General features: G+C 42.9%; 10 protein-coding genes and 1 other annotated feature. Of the genes, 5 read left to right on the top strand and 5 right to left on the bottom strand.

The features are described 5' to 3' along the window. Positions 1-31: 31 nt before the first annotated feature. Positions 32-2,209 carry a cell division protein FtsA gene (pilM, locus tag AC6CHU_RS02960; protein ID WP_251283915.1) on the bottom strand — a complete coding sequence of 726 codons (2,178 nt, stop codon included), beginning with the start codon at positions 2,207-2,209 and terminating at the stop codon, positions 32-34. Between the two features lie 266 nt (positions 2,210-2,475). On the opposite strand from pilM, the gene AC6CHU_RS02955 reads away from it, so the two are divergent. The 4 genes from AC6CHU_RS02955 (at position 2,476) to motS (ending at position 6,608) form a co-directional block, all read left to right on the top strand. Further along, a complete protein-coding gene (locus AC6CHU_RS02955) occupies positions 2,476-3,552 on the top strand; it encodes a bifunctional 3-deoxy-7-phosphoheptulonate synthase/chorismate mutase (RefSeq protein WP_251283916.1) in 1,077 nt (358 codons plus the stop codon). 402 nt (positions 3,553-3,954) lie between these two features. Next, positions 3,955-4,953, top strand: coding sequence for a catabolite control protein A (ccpA, locus tag AC6CHU_RS02950; protein ID WP_498119998.1), 999 nt, complete (start codon positions 3,955-3,957; stop codon positions 4,951-4,953). A gap of 112 nt (positions 4,954-5,065) precedes the next feature. Beyond that, positions 5,066-5,884: a flagellar motor protein MotP gene (gene motP, locus AC6CHU_RS02945; protein WP_159870913.1), complete on the top strand. Its 819-nt coding sequence runs from the start codon at positions 5,066-5,068 to the stop codon at positions 5,882-5,884. Beyond that, positions 5,874-6,608, top strand: a complete 735-nt coding sequence (gene motS / locus AC6CHU_RS02940; RefSeq protein ID WP_498119996.1) for a flagellar motor protein MotS — start codon at positions 5,874-5,876, stop codon at positions 6,606-6,608. The genes motP and motS overlap by 11 nt, the downstream gene beginning before the upstream one ends. Before the next feature lie 65 nt (positions 6,609-6,673). Here the strand turns inward: motS and AC6CHU_RS02935 are convergent, their stop codons facing one another. From AC6CHU_RS02935 to AC6CHU_RS02925, 3 genes are all read right to left on the bottom strand, one after another. Continuing rightward, positions 6,674-7,846, bottom strand: a complete 1,173-nt coding sequence (locus tag AC6CHU_RS02935; protein WP_159870919.1) for an acetoin utilization protein AcuC — start codon at positions 7,844-7,846, stop codon at positions 6,674-6,676. Further along, a complete protein-coding gene (locus AC6CHU_RS02930; RefSeq protein ID WP_159870922.1) occupies positions 7,843-8,490 on the bottom strand; it encodes an acetoin utilization AcuB family protein in 648 nt (215 codons plus the stop codon). The genes AC6CHU_RS02935 and AC6CHU_RS02930 overlap by 4 nt, the downstream gene beginning before the upstream one ends. A gap of 90 nt (positions 8,491-8,580) precedes the next feature. After that, positions 8,581-9,213, bottom strand: coding sequence for a GNAT family N-acetyltransferase (locus tag AC6CHU_RS02925; RefSeq protein ID WP_421515148.1), 633 nt, complete (start codon positions 9,211-9,213; stop codon positions 8,581-8,583). 221 nt (positions 9,214-9,434) lie between these two features. Here AC6CHU_RS02925 and acsA point away from each other — a divergent pair, with 221 nt between their 5' ends. Continuing rightward, complete coding sequence (gene acsA / locus AC6CHU_RS02920; RefSeq protein ID WP_159870928.1) at positions 9,435-11,153, top strand: acetate--CoA ligase; 1,719 nt, start codon at positions 9,435-9,437, stop codon at positions 11,151-11,153. Between the two features lie 102 nt (positions 11,154-11,255). On the opposite strand, the gene AC6CHU_RS02915 is transcribed toward acsA, so the two are convergent. Then, entirely contained in the window at positions 11,256-14,150 is a 2,895-nt protein-coding gene (locus AC6CHU_RS02915; protein ID WP_159870931.1) for a transglycosylase domain-containing protein, read from the bottom strand. A gap of 152 nt (positions 14,151-14,302) precedes the next feature. Continuing rightward, positions 14,303-14,527: a binding site (T-box leader), on the top strand. The last annotated feature ends 16 nt before the right edge of the window (positions 14,528-14,543 follow it).

Here is a 14,543-nt window from a genome sequence, read left to right as displayed (position 1 = left end):
AAACCCATCCAATCGGATGGGTTTTTAATTTTTAGCTATATTTTAGAGTTGACGGTTTATTAGTTATGGCTGGCCAAACAATTTTGAGGTTGTCGCCAGGCGCTACTGGTTCATGAAAAGAAGTTTTTTCTCCATTTTTCAAAAGTATAAAGCCGCCCGAAGAGGAAGCAGGCATATCAATATTAACATGGCTGAATATATCCTGAAAAATAAAGGGAGTTCTTGGCTTTTCCAGGATTGCAATGGCATCACCAGCAGATATCACATCATCTTCGTTGAGGACAATTCCTTCTCTCTGGAATTCGAGTATTCCTCTGGACAGCTCTATTTTCTTGCCGTTAAAAATGACCGGAATGCTTTCCTGAAGTGCCAGCTGCTTAATACGTGCTAATTCCTTTACAGTCAGAGTGCTTCCTTTTTCAATTTGAAGACTGTCACCATCATCGACTATGCTGTGACAATTCACCTCAAGCCCGTTTTTAAATAGCTTTCCGGAATGGCGCGGGAGAAAAGTATCTTTCTTGTTAATGCTGATTCGAAAAGGCTTTAGTTCGTTTAATAGATTATCCAGATTTAAATATTTTAAGATGTCTTCAGCTGTTTCGGGAACCCTGCACTCTATTTTATCCCGATCAGCAAGAATCTGCTCAAGCGTGGCGGCTTTTTCATTACAGGTAAGAGCAGGATGAATTGTGTATTGCTTTCCGTTAATAGTGATTGATTTTTCAGGAACTTCGTCAATTAAATCCTTTATGCAAACTTCAGCAGGCAATCCGTCACGCCCTTTTGAAACTGTTAAGATATCCCCAGATTTGATTTCTTCATCCAAAGCGCTTGGAAAGCTGTTGCGTGTGATGACTGGGGCTTCTCCATGGCTTCCCGGGATTGTAATGTTTTGCCCATTTAAATTGATAATCATGGCAAGCCCGGGCTTCCCATAAAGCTTATTCATTTTTATTCCTGCTGCCAGCAGACCATCCCCGACTGTCAGGTCTTTAACCTCAAACAGCCGGACAGGCTGTTCGTTGACGTAAACAGTGCAATACTGGACCGGAGCTTTTTTAGCGGCAATTGCGATTCCTATTGGAGTGACTAATTCAGGGCCTTGATTTGTATAATCCGGTAAATTTAGTCCGCTGATTGCATCAATTCCCCTAATGGCAACTCTATTTGCGGGAAGCCCCAGTCTGTTTGCTATTCTTTCAGGGAGTCCAGGTGTTAAGCTCCCGCCGCCTGCCAGCATGACAGCTTTTGGCGGCCTGTTATTAAGCCGCAATATTTCGCCGCAGATGGAATTTGTCAAGCGTTCAAGCGCTGGAGAAATTTTTTCAATTGTTTCTTCTTTACTGATTTCTGATTGGAAGCCTAGAATATCTGTGACAGTAATCGTATTGGATTGATGCAAGTCTCTTTTTGCCTTTTCGGCTAGAGGGAAATCCAGAAGAAGCTGGTCACTGATGGCTTCGGTGATTTCGTCGCCTGCTACAGGAACCATTCCAAATGCAGTAACTGTGCCCAAATCTGTTATGGCAATATCAGATGTTCCGGCACCGATATCAACAAGCGCCACATTAAGCCTTCTCATTGAAGGAGGGATAAGGACATTAATAGCTGCAATTGGCTCCAGTGTTAAGGCTTCCATTTCCAGGCCAGCCCTTTGAAGAGCTGAGATGAGCGACTCCACTACAACCTTGGGCAGGAAGGTAGCAATGATTTCAACTGATGCTTCATCCCCTTGCTGATCAATCAGGCTGCCGATTTCTTCACCATCAAGACGATAGTATAAAACCGAATATCCAACACAATAGTAATAAAAGCTTTTTTCAGCTGCCTGCTTTTCTGCAGCGATTGCCTGTGCCTGCTGAACAGCACTTAATTCAAGGTGAAGAATATCCTGTTTTTGCATCATCGGTTTGCCTTTAATGCTGACCGATATTTCAGATCTTTCCGTTTTTAAAGCCCTGCCTGCCGCTGCTACACAAACTTTTTTTAATGGGCCATGTTTCACTTCAAGTTCATCCCTGATTTCTGCTATAATCTTTGAAACAGCCGGAACATCATGAATCTGGCCGTCGAGCATGGCCCTCTCTGCATGTTCCCTAATCACGATGTCTTTCACATGGTATTGGCCGCCGTCTTCTTCCAGAATAATTCCGACCACCGTGCGAGTGCCTATATCCAGTGCAAACAGCTTTTTTTGTCCATCCAAAGCAATACACCTTCTTTTTAATTGTCATAGAAATGCTTAATTTAGCCTTAAAATCGCTTTATTACTTAAAAGCGTTTAATTAATAAAGAAATTTTTCGTGACATGTCTGAATAATTCATATATAATAACCCTAATTATAAAAAATGTATCACATATCAAGAGGCCGTAAAAGAGAAAGATGGAAATGTTTAACGGTGTATGCATCCTGAACATAAATCCTGAAACCATCACGGCTAAATCTCAGAATCGAAAGGAAGGGACAGGAAATGAGCAATAATGAGCTAGATAAACTTCGTAATCGAGTGGATGAGCTGAATCTTCAGCTTTTATCTTTAATCAACGAAAGAGCAGAACTTGTTCAAGAAATCGGCAGAGTAAAGGAAACACAAGGGGTTTATCGTTATGATCCTGTCCGGGAACGCAAAATGCTGGATTTGATAAAAGAGCATAATGACGGTCCTTTTGAAAATTCAACAATTGAGCATATGTTCAAGGAAATTTTTAAAGCAGGTCTTGAACTTCAAAAAGATGATCATAGAAAAGCACTTCTTGTTTCACGCAAAAAGAAGCCTGAAAACACAATTGTGGACTTAAAAGGTGAAAAAGTAGGAGATGGCAATCCTCATCTTGTTTTTGGCCCATGTGCAGTTGAATCGTATGAGCAGGTAGCAACTGTTGCAGAAGCTGTAAAAGCAAAAGGGCTTAAGCTTCTTCGCGGAGGAGCATATAAGCCAAGAACATCGCCATATGATTTCCAGGGTCTTGGCCTTGAAGGCCTGAAAATTTTAAAAAGAGTGGCAGATGAATATGATCTGGCCGTTATTTCTGAAATTGTAAGCCCTAATGATATTGAAACAGCCGTAGATTATATTGATGTTATTCAAATCGGTGCAAGAAACATGCAAAACTTCGAGCTATTAAAAGCTGCGGGTGCTGTAAATAAGCCAGTTCTATTAAAGCGTGGAATTGCAGCTACAATTGAAGAATTCATTAATGCTGCGGAATACATCATGTCCCAGGGGAACGGACAGATCATCCTATGTGAGCGCGGAATCCGCACCTATGAGCGGGCAACACGAAATACACTTGATATTTCTGCAGTTCCAATCCTTAAGCAGGAAACACATTTGCCTGTACTTGTTGACGTTACACACTCAACAGGCCGCAGAGACTTGCTCCTTCCGGCAGCAAAAGCAGCCTTGGCAATCGGTGCAGATGGCGTAATGGCTGAAGTTCATCCTGACCCGGCTGTTGCCCTTTCAGATTCGGCACAGCAGATGGACTTAAATCAATTTGACCATTTTATGTCCGAACTTCAATCTTCAGCATTGTTGAGAGTGTGACCTTGGGAAGAAGAGCCGTTCGCGAGAGCAGATCCTTCGGGAGTGGCTCTAATCCGGCTGATAAGAGCCGTTCGCTGGAGCAGATCTGTCAGGAGTGGTTCTAATCCAGTCGATGAGAGCTGTTCACGTATTCTGATTCAGCACAAAGGAACTATTCAAAATATGGAGAGCCTTCTGCTAATAGCAGAGGGCTCTTTTTCGCTTGTAAAGTGAAATATTAAGTTTTTTTCAGAAATATAAGCCTTGACATTGCGGCAATTCCTGGACTGTCGTATGATTAGATACATAATTGTTCATGTGTAACTACTCACAAAATAGGATAAAAAATGAGTAGGTTATGTCGTGTTGCTGTAAAATATAAAGTAATAAATGTGATCGCTAATTAAAGAAGGAGTGTCAGTAATGAATGTAACAATATATGATGTGGCAAGAGAAGCGAATGTATCAATGGCAACGGTTTCTCGTGTAGTAAATGGCAACCCGAATGTTAAACCCGCAACCAGAAAAAAGGTAATGGAAGTAATTGACCGGCTTGGATACCGCCCCAACGCAGTTGCGAGAGGGCTGGCAAGCAAAAAAACGACTACAGTCGGTGTGATTATTCCAGATATTTCAAGCACCTTTTTTGCAGAGTTGGCAAGGGGTATAGAAGATATTGCGACAATGTATAAATACAATATCATTCTCAGCAACTCCGATCAGAATATCGAAAAGGAGCTGCACTTGCTTAATACTATGCTCGGGAAACAGGTGGATGGAATAGTCTTTATGGGCGGCAACATTACGTCCGAGCTTGTTGAGGAGTTTGAAAAGTCTCCAGTTCCAATCGTACTTGCCGGCTCTATTGAAGAAACAGGCAAAATTCCATCAGTCAATATTAATTATGAACAGGCAGCATTTGATGTCACAAAGTCATTTATTGAAAAAGGCCATAAAGATGTAGCTCTTGTGGTAGGACCCCTCCGCGAGCCGATTAATCAGGATAAGAAGCTTGCAGGCTATATGCGTGCGCTGGAAGAAGCTGAAGTATCGTTCCGCGATGAATTGGTGGTTGAAGGAGATTATACGTACGATTCAGGCATAGAAGCCTTTGAAAAACTGCTTGAGGCTGATCCTCGCCCAACTGCTATTTTTGCAGGGTCTGATGAGATGGCTTTGGGAATCGTCCATGGGGCCGAGGATAAAGGCTATGATGTCCCGAAAGACTTTGAGATCATCAGTTCAGACAATACGAGATTGACTTTAATGGTCCGTCCTCAGCTGACATCAGTTGTACAGCCATTGTATGATATAGGTGCAGTTGCTATGAGATTGCTTACAAAACTTATGAATAAAGAATCAGTCGACGAGCAAATTGTTGTACTCCCTCATCGAATTGAAGAACGAAGCTCAACAAAATAAGATATCTGCCGATATAAGTAGAAAGTAAAACGCCTTAATCATAAAGGCGTTTCTTTCTGTCAATTTTTATACTAAAACGTTTAGATAATGCAGTGGATCAGGGAGAGAGAGTATGAGAAAGTTCGATATGTTAACACCTGCAGGGTTAATGGTGGGCCTGGCTATGCTTATTTTTGGGATTATGTGGAATGGAGGAACAGATGGGTTTTTATCATTTGTTGATCCTTCTTCTATCCTTATTGTTTTAGGCGGATTAATAGCCGGGCTGCTTGTTAGTTTTCCTTTAAAAGATATCAGGCATATGGCTGCCGTTTTTAAGCAGGTTTTTACTAGTGAAGAACAAAGCGTAGGAGAGCTGATTGGCATTTTTGTCAAACTCTCTGATCGTGCACGGCGTGAAGGGCTTTTGTCGCTTGAGGCTGAAGTCGAGAAAGTCGAAGATTCTTTCATTCGCAAAGGCATTTATCTGGCGGTGGACGGTATAGAGCCAGATGTGATTACGGACATAATGAATGCGGAAATAATGGCGATGGAAGAGAGGCACAGGAAGGGCAGGAGCATTTTTGAAAGAGCGGGTGAGTATGCACCGGCATGGGGAATGATCGGAACCCTGATCGGTCTGGTTCTGATGCTGAAAAACTTAAATGATCCCTCCACTCTAGGGCCCAACATGGCCATTGCCCTCTTAACTACATTATATGGCTCGCTGCTCGCTAATCTTGTGTTTCTCCCGATGGCAGCAAAGCTGGCTTTAAAGACAGAGAAGGAAGTATTTCTGAAGGAGATTATTATTGAAGGGGTCATCGGTGTTCAATCCGGGCAAAATCCAAAAATTCTGGAGGAGAAGCTGAGCGCTTTTTTATCCTCTAAGGAGCGGAGAGAGCTTGAGAGGGCAGTAAACGCAGGGGAGGCGCTGGATCATGAGGCGTAGGCGAAGATCTCCTGAGCCTCCCAAAGGTGCCCCAAGCTGGATGGTGACTTTCTCGGATCTCGTCACATTAATATTGGTTTTCTTTATCCTGCTATTTTCAATGTCACAGATTGATTTAATGAAATTTCAGGCGATATCTGACTCCTTCCGGGACAGACAGGTTCTTGATTTCCAGCCGTCCATCGTTCCGGCGGAGAATCAGGGAGAAATGGAAGAAAAAACGGAAAAGGAGGAAGACAGCAGGCAATCAGATTCACTTGATAAGCTCCAGGTGGAAATTCAGTCGTTTCTTGATGAGAATGGATTAGAAAAAGTCATAGTGGCAAACAGGACAGAGCGTGGTGTCGTTCTCGTTCTGCAGGAACAGGTTTTATTCGAATCCGGAGATGCCAGTCTGATAGACAGCTCATACCCTTTCCTTGATAAAGTAGGAACCTTGTTGGCAAACATGCCCAATCCGGTTAAGGTGGAGGGACATACTGATGACCGGCCTATTACTACATACAGGTATCCATCCAATTGGGAGTTATCTGCTGCCAGGGCGAGTACAGTAATCAGATATTTAACAGAAGGACATAAACTTGACATCCACCGATTTATGGCTGTCGGCTATGGAGAAACCCGTCCTATCGTTCCTAATTCCGGACCGGAGAATTGGGAGAAAAACAGACGTGTTGAAATCATTATTTCAGATCCGAAATTTAATGAAGAGAATAACAAATAAACAGGTCTGGCAAATGCCGGACCTGTTTATTTGCATATGAAGAAATGTATCTGGCAAATATTTTCCTAGAAAGACTCTGTCATTGTCTTGTGCCGAATGGGATAAAGCACCTTGTCCACCGTACGGGCATTTTTTTCAGTTATTTCACTTTTACGGGGAATTGGCTTATATAAATCAGCCGGATCATCCCATTCAGTTGGAAGAGGAACGGGTGCGTGTTCTTTCCACTTGTTTATCCATTGTTCCGGTATATTGCCGTAACAATTAGAGTTTTCGGTCATTTCAAGCCAAATCATGGCCCATGCCCGGGGAACAACTCTCCAAATATCATAACCGCCACCGCCGACTGCAATCCATTTACCGCCACAGTATTCATGGGCAATTTCATGGGCCAGTTTCGGAATTTCCCTGTAGATCTTTATAGTAGATGATAAATGGGTAAGAGGGTCAAGATAATGTGCATCAGCACCATTTTGGGTCAGAATTACATCAGGCTTGAAAAATTCTGCAATCTCCCGGAAAGCTGTGCGGTATGCATGAAGCCAGGAATCATCTTCAGTAAATGCATCCACGGGAATATTGAAAGAGAATCCATATCCTTTGCCTTGCCCCCGTTCATTAACATTTCCGGTGCCGGGAAAAAGATATCGGCCGGTTTCATGAATTGATAAGGTGCATACATCCGGATCATCATAAAATGACCATTGGACACCATCACCATGATGAGCATCTGTATCCACATACAGTATTCGTGCTTTATACTTCTCCTGCATGTACTTTATGGCTACTGAGCTATCATTGTAAATGCAAAATCCGGAGGCTTTTCCCCGAAAACCGTGGTGAAGGCCTCCGCCAAGATGCAGTGCGTGCTTAGCACGTCCGTTCATAACAGCATCAACGGCTGTCAGAGTGCCTCCTACTAAAAGGGAGCTTGCTTCGTGCATATTGGGAAAAATAGGTGTGTCCTCTGTTCCGAGCCCATAGTTTTCACCGATATCCTCCGGAAGCTGTCCCCGGCCGGCAAGCTTGACCGCATTTACATAATTAGGATCATGAATCAGGTGAAGCTCTTCATCCGCAGCCTGCCGAGGCGGGATAATATGGCAGTCATCAATAGCATCGATATTTTTAAGCAAATCGAGTGTCAGCTTCAGCCTTATCTGATTAAAAGGATGATTTTTGCTGAATTTGTAGTTCAGCAGGTCTTCCGAATAAACAAATACTGAATCATGTGTCATAGTGAAATCCCCGGCATATTTGGCCACAATACATGATGGCCTGCTTTTTTCAAATCTTCAACTACAAGCGTGGGGTTCATTGTCTGTACCCTTATAACCAGTATTTTGAATTTATCATCCTTTTTGTCTGGGTATACAAGGACACTCTGGATATTTGCTTTCCTTTTGCAGATGACTTCAGCGATTTCAAACAGCATGCCCGCCTTGTTAGGCACCTTTACTTCAATCTGCGAGCCTGGCTGATGAGCTCCCGTCAATTGAACTAATGTATGAAGCAAATCTGTTTCTGTGACAATCCCAACCAGTTTATTATCGTTTAAAATGGGCAGGCAGCCAATGCGCTGTTCATAAAAAACCGCAGCAATTTCTTCAGCAAAATCAAGAGGATGACCTGTAATGATTTCTGTCTTCATAATCATTTTCAGCGGCCTTTGCAGATCTTCCTTAAATAGTTCTGTATGAAAAATAGAAGGTGTGGCATCACGAATATCTCTATCTGTTACAAGTCCCTGCAATCTGCCATCTTTATCTGTTATCGGCAAATGACGGATTCTTTTTTCGCTCATAATTCTTATGGCATCGGCAATAGTGTCTTCTTCTGACAAGGCCGTGATATCGGTTTTCATAATTTCTTCTACAATCACTTTAAATGCCTCCTTATAAAAGATATGGAGAAACATTCATGCCGTAATAAATAGTCATGCATGAACTATGTATTTTGTTTTTATTAAGATTTAATACATAAAACGATTCATAAAGCGAAGGCGGTCAAATTGCTGAACAGAATCCTGGTCCACTCTTTTTCCAATGCGGGCCATTAGGCAATTTGCAGGGTGAGAACTGATTTCCGGGTCATCTGTGGCATACCATTCAAGACCGCCGGCATTCATCATCTTTTCCATGATTTTTCGATATTCCCATACATTCAGGCCAGTTCCTTTTAAATCCCAATGCCAATAATATTCAGTTGTTATAACAATATAATCCTCCATTGCATCGTCCATCATAGAAACCTTCAGCAGGTTCTTGCCTGTTCCCGAACCCCGGAAAGCTGGAATTACTTCTATCGCACCCAATTCGATTAAATTATCCATTTTACCCTCCGACCAGCGTTCAAGAGGATCGGGATACAAGTAAGTAACATAGCCGACAATGGTATGTCTGTCACGGGCGACTATAATTCTGCCCTCAGGCAATCCCGCAATCTCTACAAGTGCTTTATGCTGCTGAGCCGGCGGCCTGAAAGCCACAAGATCTTTATGAAACTCATAATCTGCCAATTTTTCAGGTGCAATTGGCCCCTCAATGATTAAATTTCCATTGGCTGTTTTTAATTCCTTTGCATTATACGTTTTTTTATGTTCCATGAATTCACCACCCGGTAGCATGTTCAATGTACCTCTATTATACATAAAAACGAGGATGATAAAGCGCTTTCACATAATTTTCTGTGTAATTAAAATAAGTTTGTGACAATTTTCGAGTTTGTTCACAATTGTATTTTTACTCTATTAAAATTTTAAAAATTGAGAAAATATAATGTTTATACTATAATAATATCAAATCTAAATAAGGGGGAGAACGATTTATGAAAGTGGAAGCGCTGCCAGTAACACAAGGGGACTTCAATTTAAAGAATTATGATGAACTTTATGAAAATTTCAACTGGGCTGATGCAGAAAAAGAATTTTCCTGGAAAGAAACCGGGCGCATGAATATGGCGTATGAGGCCATCGACCGCCATGCGGAATCTTTCAGGAAAAATAAGGTTGCCCTTTATTATCGTGATGGACAGAGAAATGAGAAATATACGTTCAAAGAAATGAAGGAACTATCCAATAAAGCGGGAAATGCATTAAAAGCATATGGAGATGTTGAGAAAGGCGACCGGGTGTTTATCTTTATGCCGCGTTCTCCTGAACTCTATTTTTCCGTGTTGGGGGCTGTTAAGCTTGGGGCTATTGTAGGGCCTCTATTTGAAGCTTTCATGGAAGGAGCTGTCCGTGACAGACTTGCTGACAGTGAAGCAAAAGTCCTGATTACAACACCTGAGCTTTTGGAGCGAGTGCCTGTTGACCAGCTGCCTGCTTTAAAGCATGTATTCCTTGTAGGGGAAAATATCGAAGAATCCGGGCCATATGTAGATTTTAATAAAAGAATGGCTGAATCCAGCAGAAAGCTCGCAATTGAATGGGTAGACGGAAATGATGGGCTTATTTTGCATTATACTTCCGGTTCAACAGGCAAGCCAAAAGGAGTTCTGCATGTACATAATGCAATGATTCAGCATTACCAGACAGCTAAATGGGTGCTGGATTTAAAAGAAGAAGATGTATACTGGTGCACTGCTGATCCAGGCTGGGTAACCGGTACTTCATATGGCATTTTCGGCCCTTGGCTTACAGGGACTTCAAACCTTGTGGTCGGGGGAAGGTTCAATCCGGAAACCTGGTATAAAATGATTGAGGAGTATGGCGTTACAGTTTGGTACAGTGCTCCGACTGCTTTCCGCATGCTGATGGGAGCAGGTGATGAGGTTGTGAAGAAATTTGATTTAAGTTCTCTTCGCCATGTCCTCAGTGTCGGTGAACCGCTAAATCCTGAAGTAGTCAGATGGGGTACAAAAGTCTTTAACATGCGTATCCATGATACATGGTGGATGACAGAAACAGGCGCACAGCTTATCTGCAATTATCCATGCATGGAAATAAAGCCGGGTTCTATGGGTAAGCCGATTCCGGGTGTTAAGGCAGCCATAGTCGATGATCAGGGCAATGAACTGCCGCCTAACCGTATGGGCAACCTTGCGATTAAAAAAGGCTGGCCTTCCATGATGCATGCCATCTGGAATAACGAGCAAAAATATGAATCTTATTTTATGCCAGGTGATTGGTATGTTTCCGGAGACTCGGCTTATATGGATGAAGATGGATACTTCTGGTTCCAGGGCCGTGTAGATGACGTTATCATGACTTCTGGCGAACGTGTAGGACCATTTGAAGTAGAGAGCAAGCTGATAGAACATCCTGCTGTTGCAGAAGCTGGGGTTATCGGCAAGCCAGATCCTGTCCGCGGAGAAATAATTAAAGCTTTTGTTGCTTTACGGGACGGATATGAACCTACTGAGGAATTAGTGGATGAAATCCGCCAATTTGTTAAGAAGGGCCTTGCTGCCCATGCTGCTCCGCGTGAAATCGAATTCCGCGACAAGCTTCCAAAAACACGAAGCGGAAAAATCATGCGCCGTGTGCTTAAGGCATGGGAACTGGATCTGCCAGCAGGTGATTTGTCTACAATGGAAGATTAAGAAAGCTGAAGGCCGCTGTTTAAAGACAGCGGCCTTTTTGTGCTTTGAACGTACAAAATAAAGAAAAGCAGAAATCCAGTCACTGAATTTCTGCTTTTCGTTTTAACCATTTTCAGATGATGTGTCTCCACCTTCAACGGCTTCTGATGGTTTTTCTTCCTTGGGTTTTTCTTCGGCTGGCGGATCTTTCGGTTTTTCTTTCTTAGGCTTATCTTGCTTTGGTTTTTCTTCCTTAGGTTTTTCTTCTTTAGTTTTCCCTTCTTCCGGCTTTTTGCCGATTGCCACTACATTGGAAGGAGCAGACTCTCTGCCGGCAATGTCAACGGCTGTGACATGGATCGAGCCGCTTCCAGCCTTAAAGCTAAGAGAGGAGCCGGCTTTTATGGTAGCGACTTTTTTGCCTCCGTTATAGACGCGGTAACCTATTACATCATTTTCGGAGTGCGCGCCCCATGAAATGGTTTCCCCCGAAGCTTTTATGCCTGGGGCTGCAGGGGCTTTACCATTGTCTTTGAGCTGGTCAGCGCTAGTCAGTATGCTCTTCCAGCGTTCTTTATTCGGAATAAGAGTACTTAGATTTGCTTTAATGCCGAATAGTTTTTGAATATAATCCGGATTCACTACCATTCCAGGTTCAGTAAACTCTGCTGGTGTTGAGTCAAGTGCCATATATTTTTTCTCGCCAATTCGTACAAGTTTTCCATTGCCAAGGCTGTCATCAGCTTTAGTAGGAACAAATTTTGCATTGAATAAATCAGTCTCAACCAGGCCAGCTTTAGAACAAGCCTCTGATGGAAGCAGGCCGGAAATGGCACAGAATGAACGTCTTACGATTCCGCCCGGCATTTTAAAGCTTTCGCTCGGGTCCACAAGGTCAGGGGCAACGTCATATGCTGCATTCATCAGATCTGCCCAGAGATAGTTGGTACGCAAGCTATAGCTTAGAGGCCCTGGAGCTTTTAATGATTTAGGCGTATCATATCCAGACCAGATGCCGAAAGTGACATTTGGGTTGGAAGCGACAAACCAGGAATCTATGAATTCGGTACCGGTACCGGTTTTCCCCGCCCAGTCAGAGCCGAACTTCAATCTGCTCTTAATCGATGTGGCAGTTCCGCTGTTAATAACGTCTCTCATCATATCAATGGTAAGGTACGCTGTCTGCGGGCTAAATACATCAACAGGCTCGGACTTATGCTGGAAAATTACGTTCCCGTTTTTATCAGTAATTTTTTCAATCATAAAGGCGTCAATAAATTTTCCGCCATTTGCAAAAGTAGTAAAGGCGTTTGTATTTTCTTCTACTGTTACGCCATATTCCAGTGATCCGATGGATGTAGACAAGTTTGTATAGTCAGGGCCGATCAGAGAAGTGAAGCCCATTTTCTCCAGGTAAGCTGCTGGCCTCTGCCCGACTATATCCTTATAAAGCTTTACAGCAGGGACATTGTACGAATGTTTTAGTGCTTGTCTCGCTGACACAAGCCCGCTATAGGTTTTCGTATAGTTCATTGGCCAAGGTCTATTTACTGCCGGATTAAGGTGCAGCGGCACATCAGGCAGAATGGTGCCGGGTGAGGCTTTACCAAGTTCCATTGCCGGAGCATACACTAAGAGCGGCTTCATGGTTGAACCATTTTGTCTTAGAGCACTTGTGGCATGGTTCAGCTGCTCACGTTTGTGATCGCGTCCGCCGACAAAACTGATGATTTTCCCTGTCTTATTTTCAATTAAGATAGCACCAACTTCTACGGGCTCCATGATTTGTTTATCTTCACCGGTTTCTGAGTCCTTAATCGTTTCAGGTTTGTCAGGCCCGTAATAAGGGTATTTATCTTTAACCTGCTGCATTTTATCATAAATATCTTTGTTGATTGTTGTATGAATCCGGAAGCCATTCTGGCGGATTGTCCGGTCTGCCAGAGTCCTGTATTCTTCGCGGAGCTCGTCATCTTCTTGTAAATCCCGCTCTTCATATCCATCATTCTTTGCGAGAATCTTAGTCATGATGTTTACTGCGCGTTCTTCTATTTCATATGTTAAATATGGGTACTTTTCCAATGGGCTCTCAGAAGCTGTTGTGAAATCCTTTGTCAGGTCGTAAGCCAAAGCTTCTTCGTATTGCTTCTGGTCAATTTTTCCATCATCATACATTCTTTTCAGAACGGTTTTCATCCTGGAGAACCCAGGTTCCAGATTCTCTTTGACCGTTCCCTCCCTTGTAAAAGGAGTGTAGCCGAATGGACTCTGAGGAAGCCCTGCTATGAATGCGGCCTGAGGCAGAGTTAATTCTTTTGCACTCACCCCAAAAATGCCTTTGGCAGCTGCTTCCACTCCGGCAATATTCCGTCCGGATGCATTTCTTCCAAAGGTGGACACATTCAGATATGCTTCCAATATCTCTTTTTTATCAAAGAATTTCTCCAGACGCAAAGCAAGCAGAATCTCTTTTGCTTTCCGTTCGAAAGAAACTTCATTGGTTAAGATTTGGTTCTTTATCAGCTGCTGAGTCAATGTACTTCCGCCGGATTGAACAGATGAATTTGTTACTTCCTGGAATAGTGCGCGCATAATCGCTTTTGGCACCACACCGTCATGTTCGTAGAAATATTCATCTTCAGTGGCCACTACTGCGTTAATTAAGTGCTCAGACACATCATCAAGCTTAACTTCTTCGCGTTCAAGGTCTGTTCTGAGCTTTCCGAGATATACATTATTTGCGAAGTATAGCTGTGATGTTTCTTCATAGTCATAAATATCTTTTTTCATGCTGGCATAGGATCTGATAGGTTCATCCTTTACAAGCGACGCGAAATAACCGGCTCCGAGTCCTCCCGCAAATGCACCGCCGATGACAGCCAGTATGATAAAAAGCAAAGTAAGGTTCCAGATAACCTGGTAAGTTATGCTCGCACCTTTTGCAGCTTTCTTATTTCCAAAAAGGCCTGGAGTTCGCCTCAATTTGTCAAGTAACATTTGAATCTTTTCTTTCATCATATCAATCCCCCTAAAATCACATCTATTATAGCACAATGTGACAGCCGAATATGACATGGTTCGCCATTTATCTGAAATTTCCTTTTTTGAACAGGCATTTGACATTTGGTTCATTTTTGTGATAAAAATATTCTATCTTAGACGTTAATATTTTACAGGCATTGATGGGAATCCAGTAATGCTTCTATCCCTGTTTCAGAAAGCCGGCGTTTGCTGCGAGCCGGTACAAATAGAAGGATGAAATACCTCCCTGAGCTTTCACTGTCAACCTGCACAGCAGTTATAGCAGTGGACGGATTATCCGTTATTCTAAAAGAGTGGAGGACATTTATCCTCAATCTGGGTGGTACCGCGCAAACTGATCATGCGTCCCTGCATAATTGCAGGGGCGCT

It is taken from the genome of Cytobacillus sp. GQ23, assembly GCF_059758675.1.
The sequence above is the reverse complement of the archived record's forward strand: the minus strand, read 5'-3'. Positions and strand labels throughout refer to the sequence as shown.

What these genes read in the sequence shown, in the direction of transcription:
- AC6CHU_RS02955 (WP_251283916.1), top strand. Translation starts at nt 2,476, where the DNA reads ATGAGCAATAATGAGCTAGATAAACTTCGTAATCGAGTGGATGAGCTG.
- ccpA (WP_498119998.1), top strand. Translation starts at nt 3,955, where the DNA reads ATGAATGTAACAATATATGATGTGGCAAGAGAAGCGAATGTATCAATG.
- motP (WP_159870913.1), top strand. Translation starts at nt 5,066, where the DNA reads ATGAGAAAGTTCGATATGTTAACACCTGCAGGGTTAATGGTGGGCCTG.
- motS (WP_498119996.1), top strand. Translation starts at nt 5,874, where the DNA reads ATGAGGCGTAGGCGAAGATCTCCTGAGCCTCCCAAAGGTGCCCCAAGC.
- AC6CHU_RS02935 (WP_159870919.1), bottom strand. Translation starts at nt 7,846, where the DNA reads ATGACACATGATTCAGTATTTGTTTATTCGGAAGACCTGCTGAACTAC.
- AC6CHU_RS02925 (WP_421515148.1), bottom strand. Translation starts at nt 9,213, where the DNA reads ATGGAACATAAAAAAACGTATAATGCAAAGGAATTAAAAACAGCCAAT.
- acsA (WP_159870928.1), top strand. Translation starts at nt 9,435, where the DNA reads ATGAAAGTGGAAGCGCTGCCAGTAACACAAGGGGACTTCAATTTAAAG.
- AC6CHU_RS02915 (WP_159870931.1), bottom strand. Translation starts at nt 14,150, where the DNA reads ATGATGAAAGAAAAGATTCAAATGTTACTTGACAAATTGAGGCGAACT.